Origin of the sequence: Phenylobacterium sp. (assembly GCF_030654915.1) — a bacterium.
Classification (GTDB): Bacteria; Pseudomonadota; Alphaproteobacteria; order Caulobacterales; family Caulobacteraceae; genus Phenylobacterium.
The window spans coordinates 1-8,128 of sequence record NZ_JAURWM010000361.1 but is presented as its reverse complement, the minus strand read 5'-3'; the positions used below and the strand labels follow the sequence as shown (position 1 = coordinate 8,128).

Annotated in this window: 9 protein-coding genes; 6 read left to right on the top strand and 3 right to left on the bottom strand. The window is 66.8% G+C overall.

Annotated features, from left to right (window positions below; genetic code table 11):
• From Q7T84_RS18485 to Q7T84_RS18470, 4 genes are all read left to right on the top strand, one after another.
• Window positions 1–406: hypothetical protein (locus tag Q7T84_RS18485; RefSeq protein WP_304811825.1), on the top strand; the 406-nt coding region annotated here is incomplete at its 5' end.
• A 331-nt stretch (window positions 407–737) separates the two neighbouring features.
• Entirely contained in the window at window positions 738–1,181 is a 444-nt protein-coding gene (locus tag Q7T84_RS18480) for a MarR family winged helix-turn-helix transcriptional regulator (RefSeq protein WP_304811823.1), read from the top strand.
• Window positions 1,178–2,614, top strand: a complete 1,437-nt coding sequence (locus Q7T84_RS18475; RefSeq protein WP_304811821.1) for an MFS transporter — start codon at window positions 1,178–1,180, stop codon at window positions 2,612–2,614. The genes Q7T84_RS18480 and Q7T84_RS18475 overlap by 4 nt, the downstream gene beginning before the upstream one ends.
• Before the next feature lie 66 nt (window positions 2,615–2,680).
• Window positions 2,681–3,106, top strand: a complete 426-nt coding sequence (locus Q7T84_RS18470) for an OsmC family protein (protein WP_304811818.1) — start codon at window positions 2,681–2,683, stop codon at window positions 3,104–3,106.
• Here the strand turns inward: Q7T84_RS18470 and Q7T84_RS18465 are convergent.
• From Q7T84_RS18465 to Q7T84_RS18455, 3 genes are all read right to left on the bottom strand, one after another.
• Window positions 3,103–4,488: a sensor histidine kinase gene (locus tag Q7T84_RS18465; RefSeq protein WP_304811816.1), complete on the bottom strand. Its 1,386-nt coding sequence runs from the start codon at window positions 4,486–4,488 to the stop codon at window positions 3,103–3,105. The two genes, Q7T84_RS18470 and Q7T84_RS18465, sit on opposite strands and share 4 nt — an antisense overlap.
• Window positions 4,489–4,553: 65 nt before the next feature.
• Window positions 4,554–5,891 carry a dicarboxylate/amino acid:cation symporter gene (locus Q7T84_RS18460; RefSeq protein ID WP_304811814.1) on the bottom strand — a complete coding sequence of 446 codons (1,338 nt, stop codon included), beginning with the start codon at window positions 5,889–5,891 and terminating at the stop codon, window positions 4,554–4,556.
• Window positions 5,892–6,048: 157 nt separating this feature from the next.
• The gene (locus Q7T84_RS18455) at window positions 6,049–6,555 is read right to left on the bottom strand and encodes a hypothetical protein (protein ID WP_304811812.1); all 507 of its coding nucleotides are present in this window, start codon (window positions 6,553–6,555) and stop codon (window positions 6,049–6,051) included.
• A 154-nt stretch (window positions 6,556–6,709) separates the two neighbouring features.
• On the opposite strand from Q7T84_RS18455, the gene Q7T84_RS18450 reads away from it, so the two are divergent.
• Together Q7T84_RS18450 and Q7T84_RS18445 are read left to right on the top strand one after the other, a co-directional pair.
• A complete protein-coding gene (locus tag Q7T84_RS18450; protein WP_304811809.1) occupies window positions 6,710–7,702 on the top strand; it encodes an ATP-binding cassette domain-containing protein in 993 nt (330 codons plus the stop codon).
• The coding region (locus tag Q7T84_RS18445) for a hypothetical protein (RefSeq protein WP_304811806.1) at window positions 7,702–8,128 on the top strand (427 nt) is incomplete at its 3' end. The genes Q7T84_RS18450 and Q7T84_RS18445, both read left to right, overlap by 1 nt.

Sequence of the window (8,128 nt, the reverse complement as noted above, 5' to 3'; positions counted from 1 at the left end):
CCCACGGGAAGCGGCCCCATTGCTCGCCGCGGAGATCGCGGCCGATGCGGCCAGGGCCGAACACCGCCAGCGCGATCTGATCCGCCATCGCGGCGTAAACTGGTCCGGCCTGGGGCCGGAGATCGTCCAACCTCGCTCTCCGGCGTCCCTGCAAGCGGCCGCCCAGGCCAAATTCGCCGCCCGCCGGCTCTGGAGCGAAAGCCCGAAGGGCCGGCTGCTGTCGGCGATCGCGGCGTGCCAGACCGCCGCCCAGCAGGCCCATGCCGTTGGCGAGCGCGCCAGGGCCGGCGCGGCCCGAGATGAACCGCTCGAATGGTGCAGGCAGGCGCTACAAGACCTGTCTATCGAACTCCAAACCCTCTCGATCAACCTGGAAGAGGCCCGGCGCGCGATCAACGACAGCTAGCGTGGTTTGCGCACCGAGCGCGCGCCTGACACAGGCCCCGACCGACGCTCGCGGATCATGTCGTGCAGCATGTCTGCAACGTCCAAGATTTGATCTGCGGAGAACCCCCGAACCGCCCGGCGTACTTCCTCGGTGGCCCGCGTCGTATCCAGACGCGGCGGCGGCTCTGAATGTAGCATCACGCCCATCGCTCTCACCTCAAGGTTGATGTTCACTCGCCTAAACGGGGCAGACCAAGCATCGTTCCCGTTAATCGGGCGGCCACTCAGCGCGATTGACCGACTGTACCGCACCGCATAGATAGTTCGGCGACCTAACTATATGGCGCTGCATGCCCACCACCGACACCTCCGATCCCACGCTCCTCGCCGACGCCCTCAGGGCGCCCTTGCTGCGGTTGGCTCGGCGCCTGCGGCAAGAGGCTCAACGCGCTGGGGTCTCGGCGCTCGACGCGCTCGTCCTGGGCCAAATCAAGCGCAAGCCGGGGGTCGGGGTCTGCGATCTCGCCGACGCCGAGCAGATGTCCCGCCCTGCCATGAGCGGCCACGTCAAACGCCTTGAGGCTGCAGGCTGGATCGCCCGCGCGGCCTGCATCGACGACGGCCGTCGGACCGGGCTGGAGATCACCGAGACGGGTTCGGCCCAGCTGGACCTGATCCGCCAGCTCCGCAACGACTGGCTTGCCGCCCGTCTCGCCAAGCTCACCCCGCAGGCGCGGGACGCGCTGAACGCGGCCCAAGGCCCACTCCTCGAACTCCTGAGCCTTGAACCATGAGCCCAGTCGATAGCCCGCCTGAGGAGGCCCGCGGCCAGGCCGTCGCCCGCGGCTGGGTGATCCCCGCGATCATAGGTTCAGCGCTGCTGATGCAGACGATGAACGCCACGGTGCTCTCCAACGCCCTGCCGACCATGGCCGTGGCGCTGGACGAGGATCCGCTGCGGCTGAACCTGGCCATCACCATGTTCCTGCTGTCTTCGGCCGTCTTCCTGCCGATCAGCGGCTGGGTCGCCGACAAATTCGGGGCCAAGCGGATATTCATCGCCGCCATGGTGCTGTTCGCCGCCGCCTCGGCCGCCTGCGGCTTCGCCGAAAACCTCACCCAACTGGTCATCGCCCGGATATTCCAGGGTATGGCCGGCGCAATGATGGGACCCGTAGGTCGCCTGGTGCTGCTGCGCACGACACCAAAGAGCGAGCTGGTGGGGGCGATGTCCGTCATGACCATGCCGGCTCTGCTTGGCCCGGTGATCGGGCCGGTCGTGGGCGGCGCCATCGTCACCTTCGCCGACTGGCGGTGGATATTCTTCCTGAACATCCCGATCGCCATTGTCGGCGTGTTCCTGGTGGCCCGGTTCGTTCCCAACGTGAAAGAACAGGACGTGTCGCCGATCGACTGGATCGGCATCGCGCTGACCGGCGTCGGCCTGGCGGGCCTGATCTTCGGGTTCGAGAACCTTGGCCGCGACACCCTGCCGCCCGGCGTGGTCGTGGCCCTGTTCCTCGGCGGCGCGACGGCGCTCGGCATCTACTGGCGGCACGCGCGCGGCAACCCGCACGCCATCCTCGACCTCACGGTCTTCAAGATCCAAACCTTCACCGCCTCGGTCGTCGGCGGCTCGTTCATGCGGATCGCAATGGGGGCCACGCCGTTCATGCTGGCCATGCTGCTGCAGATCGGCTTTGGCCTTTCGCCATTCCAAGCGGGCCTGATGACCTTCGTCTCAGCGGCCGGCGCCCTGGTCATGAAGACCACTGCACCGCCGATCCTGCGCCGGTACGGCTTCCGCACCGTCCTAACCGTCAACGCGGTCATCGTCGGTATCAGCTTCATGACCTACGGGCTCTTCCAACCCACCACGCCCCACTGGGTAATCATGGCGATCTTGGCGGTCGGCGGCTTCTTTCGCTCGCTGCAGTTCACCAGCCTCAACGGCATGGCTTACGCCGATATCGAGCAGGCCCAGATGAGCCGCGCCTCGACCACGGCGGCGATGATGCAGCAGCTTGTCCAGTCGATCGGCATCGGCATCGCCGCGGCGCTGATGCACTTCTTCATGCTGGCCCGGGGCGACACCCACCTCAGCGCTGGCTCGATCGCGCCGGTCTTCGTGGTGATCGGCCTGATCACTTTCCTCTCGCTGTTCTTCTTTGTCCGCCTGCCTAAGGACGCCGGTGACGAAATGAACGGCCGCAAGGCGATTGCGTGAGCCATTTGCGCTTCATCGACGTTGATTAGACCTGGGCCAACCGGGCTCTGCTCAAGGGAGACGAGAATGATCCGCAAAGCACGCGCAGTCTGGCGCGGAACCGGCAAGGACGGAAACGGCGACCTGACCACCGACTCCGGCGTACTGTCGGCGACCCCTTACTCCTTCAAGACCCGCTTCGAGAGCGAGCCCGGGACCAACCCCGAGGAACTGATCGCCGCGGCTCACGCCGGCTGCTTTACGATGCAGCTCGCCTTCCTCATTCAACGCGCCGGCGCGCAGGCCGAGGAACTCAGCACCGAGGCCGCCATCTCGCTCGTGCCCGACGGCGAGGGCTTCAAGATCGACCGCTCGGCGCTGACGCTACGCGCAAAGGTTCCTGGGCTCGACCAGGCCAAGTTCGAGGAACTGGCGCAGGCAGCCGAGAAGAGCTGCCCGGTGTCGCGGTTGCTCAACGCCGAGATCACCCTCGACGCCAAGCTTGAAGCCTAACCGGCCGCGAGAGGCGCCTGCATACGGCACTCAACGCCGTGCGGGGGAAAGGTGAGCTCCACCGTTCCCCCATAGGCCTGGAGGGCCGCCCGCGTCAGGCGGGTGCCGAAGCCTGATCGGGTCGGCGGCTCCACGGGCGGCCCGCCGCGCTCGCGCCACTCCAACGCCATGACATTGTCCACGACCGTCCAGACAATGGAGACGCGGCCGGCGCCCGCCAACGCCCCGTACTTCGAGGCGTTGGTCGCCAGTTCGTTCAGCACCATCACCAGATTGACCGCCATCTCGGGGTTCAGGGGCGCAGGCGCCCGCGAGCCGGTGATGTCGAACAACTCGGTCGCGAACGGCGACAAGGCCGCCTCAATCACCTCGCGCAAGTCGGCGGCTTCCCAAGCATTGCGAGTCAGCAGGTCGTGGCCTCGCGCCATGGATTGGATGCGGCTGTCGAACGCCGTGCGGAAGGCGGCCGGATTGTCAGAGGCGCCACGCATCGTCTGCGACGCTATCGCCTGCACCGCCGCCAGATTGTTCTTCACCCGATGATTCAGCTCAGCCAACAGCAACTCCTGCCGCTCACGCGCCGCCACCTGGGCCGAAATGTCCTGGGCGGTCCCAATCACATGCGAGGGTTGGCCTGCGGCGTCGAACATCACCTGGGCCGCGCCTCTGATCCAGACGGCCGAGCCGCCCTCCCCCAGCGCGGCGGTCCGGTGCTCCACCACGTAAGAACCGCCGTTCTCCCCCGCGACCGCCGAATTGAAAGCCGCCTCTACCGCCGGGAAGTCCTCTGGGTGAACCGCGGCCCTGTAGACGGCGAAGTCGATCGGCCCTTCGCCCTTCACGCCGAACAGCTGCCGCGTCCGGGCGTCCCAATCGACTCGGTCAGCTGCGAAGTCGAAATCCCACAGCCCCAGCCCCGTGACGTTCAAGGCGAGGGCCAACCGCGCGCCCTGCCGCTCGGCCTGATGCTGAGCCTCGCGCCGCGCGGTTATGTCGAGGATCACGAAAGCGACCAGGGGCGTCGAGCCCCGGAGCGGCGAGTAGGTGCCGAAGAACCAACCCTCCCGGCCATCGGGAAAGCGGAAAGAATATTCTCCCGACCGGGTTTCCTGGATCGCCCAGACCGCTGTGAGAGTGCCTAGCCGGGCGGCGACCTGCTCGTCGGTCAGACCTTGCTGGCGACCGGTCAGGCCGTCCAGGCCGCCCATGGGCAGGCCGTAGAGGTCTGAAGCGCTGCGGTTGGCGACCACGATGCGGTAGTCGTCTTCCAGCAGTTCGACGACCCCGGCCACCACCTCGGCCGCGTCCAACATGGCCTTCAGCAGGGCCTCGCCGCTTCGCCCGCCGTCAGGCCAGCGATGCTCCCGCGCCTCGTCCCCCATTCGCCCTCCAGCGTACCTGCTACGATCTTAGGCCCGCACAGTGGCGCTGGACAGGTCTTCGATGCTCAAGGGGCGGGGTTCGCCGCTTCCAGATCACCAGAACCTGAATCGTACACGGCCTGGTCGAGGATGCCCTGCCGCTTGGCGACCAAGGTCGGGATCAACGCCTGGCCGGCGACGTTGGTCGCCGTCCGACCCATGTCGAGAATCGGGTCAATGGCGAGCAGCAGACCCACGCCCTCCAGAGGCAGGCCCAGGGTCGACAGGGTCAGGGTGAGCATCACCACCGCCCCGGTCAGCCCCGCGGTCGCCGCCGACCCGATCACCGAGACGAACACGATGAGCAGATAGTCGGTGAACTGCAGCGACACGCCGTAGAACTGCGCCACGAAAATCGCCGCCACCGCCGGATAGACCGCCGCGCAGCCGTCCATCTTGGTGGTCGCCCCGAGGGGCACGGCGAAAGCGGCATAGGCCCGAGGAACGCCCAGCGCGTTTTCGGTGACCGTCTGGGTGACCGGCAAGGTGCCGATCGAGGAGCGCGACACGAACCCAAGCTGGATCGCGGGCCAGGCCCCGGCGAAGAAACGGATGGGATTGAGCCCGTTCAACATCAGCAAGCTCGGATAAACGACCAACATCACCAGGCCGAGGCCGAGATAGACGGCGACGACGAACGCGCCGAGCTGAGCCAAGGCGTCCCAGCCGTAGTGGGCGACCGCATTGCCAAACAGGCCGATGGTGCCGATCGGCGTCAGGCGGATCACCCACCAGAGAATCTTGCGCACGATGGCCAGCGCCGAGGCGTTGAACGCCAGGAAGGGTTCAGCCGCCGGACCCGACTTCAGGGCCGCGATCCCGGTGATCAACGAGATCACCACGATCTGCAGGACGTTGAATGACAGCGAGGTCGTCGCCACCCCATCCTTCAAACTCGTGGAAGCGGCGATCCCCAGCATGTTGGAGGGGATCAAGCCGGTCAGGAAATCGAGCCAGGACCCGCTGGTGCTCGGTGTCGCGGCCGCCGCGGCCGCGACCGTGGTGTTGACGCCCGGCTGCAGTACGAGCCCGAGCGTGATCCCAATGCTGACCGCGATCAGGGCCGTCACGGCGAACCAGAAGAGCGTACGCCAGACCAGGGCCGCGGCGTTCTGGAGCTCGCGCAGGTTAGCTATGCTGGCGACGATGGCGGTGAAGACCAGCGGCGGAACCAGGACTCGCAGAAGCTGGATGAAGGTCGAGCCCGCCAGCCGCAGGCCTTCGGACAGCCCGTGACCAGCTTGCCCTTCATCGGTTCCCAGATGGCGCGCGAGCAGCCCCAGACCCAAGCCGGCCAGCATGGCCACCAGCACCTGGAATCCAAAAGATCCAAAAAGGCCGCCGCGTTTGCGCGCCTGCGCCATGAAATACTCCTGCTCGATTTCGCGGGAGCATGGTCGCCAAGATGCGGGAACGCCAACGGTTTGAGCTTTTTTTGCCTTTAGAAAAACTAAACGGCAAAAATCATCCCGTCGCCCCGCGCGAGGTCATCAACGTAATCCGCCGCTGCGATCCGCCCGCTCAGTTCGCCGCAGACACGCCGCCGCCGCCCTGTTCGGCCAAGGCGATCTCGTCGGCACAGGCCCGCGAGGCGGCGGCCTGGTCAGCGATTTTGTTGCGCAGGGTCTCGACGCCCAGCGCCCCGGCCTTGGCATCCAAGATCTCAAGCGCGCCGGCCGCCACGGTCTCGCGCGCATCGACGGCGCGAACGCAGGGATCCTTCAGCCTCCCCTTCAGGGGCAAGCTTCTGACCTTCTCGATCGCCCCGGCGCAGACCTCCCGCACATTCTGGATCAAGACCCGCTGGGCTAGGTCCGCCTTTTGAACCGCCACGGCCGCGATCTCTTCGCTGCCCGCCTCCATCGCCCGCTCGCAAGGCTGTAGCGCGGCGCGCAAGGCCAGCATATCGAGCTTGGACGGCTCCGTGACCGCTGAAGCAGCCGCCTTCTTCGGCACGAAATCGCTTGGCTTGTCACAGGCGCTCACCGCCATCACGGCGCACCCCATCACGACTAGGTTCCTGAACAAGACGCACACTCTCGCCAACGACGGACGGCTTCCGTCACCCTGCCATAAGTCTCGAAGCGTCACTTGGATGCTTGGTGATCCAAAGCTGCGCAATTGACCAACGTTCTTTGACTCCGTAGCTTCCGCCTCCCTTTTTGACATCGCAGGTGCTCCCATGCCCCAGATCCTGGTTCAGGACCTGGCGAAGACCTATCGCGTGGCCGAACGCGAGCCCGGCGTGCTGGGCGCGGTGCGCGGGCTCGTGCGCCGTCGCACCCGCACGGTCGAAGCGCTGAAGAACGTCTCGTTCTCGCTGGAGCGCGGCGAGTTGCTGGGTTTCATCGGGCCGAACGGCGCCGGCAAGTCCACCACCATCAAGATCCTCTCGGGGATCCTGCGGCCCGACGCCGGCCGGGTGGAGATCGACGGCCTGGTTCCCTACGCTGACCGCATCAAGCATGTCGGCCGTATTGGGGTGGTGTTCGGCCAGAGGACCCAACTCTGGTGGGACCTGCCGGTGATCGACGGGTTCGACCTGCTGCGCGACATCTATCGCGTCGATCCCGTCCGGTACGCCCGCACCCGCGACGAACTGATCGCCATGCTGCGCCTGGAGCGCATCCTCGACCAGCCGGTGCGCCAGCTCTCGCTGGGCCAGCGGATGCGCGCCGAGATCGCCGCGGCCCTGCTGCACGAGCCCTCGATCCTGTTCCTCGATGAACCCACCATCGGTCTCGACGCGCCCTCGAAGTTGGCGGTCCGTGAATTCGTCAAGCGCCTGAACCGCGAGCGCGGCGTCACCGTCCTGCTCACCACCCACGACATGCACGACATCGAGGCCCTCGCCGAACGGGTGATCGTGATCGGCCACGGTCAGGTGCTGGCCGACAGCCCCTTCGAGACTCTGCGCGCCGACGTGTTGCGCGAGCGGCGGCTTTTCGTGGATTTCGCCGGCGAAGCGCCGCTCATCGACCTGCCGGGCGTGCAGGTCCGGGCCCGCAGCGGCAAGTCGCTGGAACTCGCATTCGATCCCATGGTGCTCAGCGCCCCAAGGCTGATCGCCGCCATCACCGCCGACCACGCGGTCGAGGACATCCACGTCGAGCAGCCAGCCATCGAGGAAGTCATCGCCCGCTTCTACGACCTGCACGGCGCGGTCGAAGCCTGATGACCGCCGACCTGCGCCCCTATGCAGCGGCCTTCGCCGCCCGGTTCCAGCTGATGCTGCAGTACCGCGCCGCCGCACTCGCCGGCTTTGCGACCCAGTGCTGGTGGGGCGGGATCAAGGTCATGGTCTACGCCGCCTTCTTTGCGGCCTCACCCGCCGCCGCGGCCGACGCGCCCATCACCCTGTCGCAGGCCATCACCTACACCTGGCTCGCCCAGGCCTTCCTGACCCTCGCCCCCTGGAGCGGCGACCCCGAGATCAGCGAGGCGGTGCGCTCAGGCGGCGTCGGCTACGACCGGCTACGGCCGCTGGACACCTACACATGGTGGTACGTCCGGGCCGCCGCCTGGATGACCGCCCGGGCCTTGCCGCGCGCGGGCCTGATGTTGCTGACCGCCGGGATCGCCCTGCCGCTGTTCGGGCTGG

What these genes read in the sequence shown, in the direction of transcription:
- Q7T84_RS18480 (WP_304811823.1), top strand. Translation starts at nt 738, where the DNA reads ATGCCCACCACCGACACCTCCGATCCCACGCTCCTCGCCGACGCCCTC.
- Q7T84_RS18475 (WP_304811821.1), top strand. Translation starts at nt 1,178, where the DNA reads ATGAGCCCAGTCGATAGCCCGCCTGAGGAGGCCCGCGGCCAGGCCGTC.
- Q7T84_RS18470 (WP_304811818.1), top strand. Translation starts at nt 2,681, where the DNA reads ATGATCCGCAAAGCACGCGCAGTCTGGCGCGGAACCGGCAAGGACGGA.
- Q7T84_RS18465 (WP_304811816.1), bottom strand. Translation starts at nt 4,488, where the DNA reads ATGGGGGACGAGGCGCGGGAGCATCGCTGGCCTGACGGCGGGCGAAGC.
- Q7T84_RS18460 (WP_304811814.1), bottom strand. Translation starts at nt 5,891, where the DNA reads ATGGCGCAGGCGCGCAAACGCGGCGGCCTTTTTGGATCTTTTGGATTC.
- Q7T84_RS18450 (WP_304811809.1), top strand. Translation starts at nt 6,710, where the DNA reads ATGCCCCAGATCCTGGTTCAGGACCTGGCGAAGACCTATCGCGTGGCC.